This window comes from Pseudomonas sp. MWU13-3659 (assembly GCF_023757525.1).
Classification (GTDB): Bacteria; Pseudomonadota; Gammaproteobacteria; order Pseudomonadales; family Pseudomonadaceae; genus Aquipseudomonas; species Aquipseudomonas entomophila_E.
The window spans coordinates 1-762 of record NZ_JAMSHW010000094.1 but is presented as its reverse complement, the minus strand read 5'-3'; the positions used below and the strand labels follow the sequence as shown (position 1 = coordinate 762).

At 65.4% G+C, this 762-nt stretch carries 1 pseudogene; it reads right to left on the bottom strand.

Going from position 1 to position 762, the window contains the following annotated elements:
• Window positions 1–762: pseudogene (locus NGM28_RS28445) on the bottom strand (RHS repeat-associated core domain-containing protein); the annotation flags it as partial.

Here is a 762-nt window from a genome sequence, read left to right as displayed (position 1 = left end):
TCATCGCGGAACAGCCATTCCTCGCGGCCGTCCGGGTGGACCAGGCGGTAGGTGTAGCCCAGGGCGTCGTAGTAGTGCCAGGTCTCCTGGCCATGGGCGTCGGTGACATAGGTCAGGCGGATGTTCGGGTCCCAGGCCAGACGGGTCTCGAAGCTGCCGTCGTCGGCCCACTCGTGGATGGCCTTGGCCTGCGGGCCGCTGCCGTCCCATTCGAGGTTGATGCCGCGCCCGGTGCGGTCGGTGTAGCGGGTGATCAGGTGCTGGCGGTACTGGTAGTGCCAGGCGGCGCCGTGCTCGTCCTGGGCGGCGATCAGGTCGCCGTGGGTGTCGTAGTGGTAACCGCACAGCTGGCGCAGCGGCGTGCCGTCGACCACCTGCCACAGGCCCTGGATATGCCCGTGGTCATCGAGCAAGGTGCCCAGTTGCAGGTGGACTTTTTCGGGGTCGTTGTCGGAATAGGTGTTGATGTCCGACAGCACCGGGCGACCGTTGTGGCTGTGCTCGTAGTGCAGCATTGCCCCGGCGCCGCTGCGTAGCTGAATGTGCGTCAGGTAGAAGCGGTCACCCTGGCGGGCATAGGTTTCACGGCGGTCCAGGCCACGCAGCAACACCAGTTGCTGCTCAGCAGTGCGCACCAGGCTGAGGTACTCGATCGGGTCGTAGTGCGGCTTGCCGACCTTGGGTAGCGGATAGTCGTGGCTGCGGCCGTCGCTGTCGTGGAACACCACGCCTTTTTCCACGACATCAATGCAGGTGGTGAAC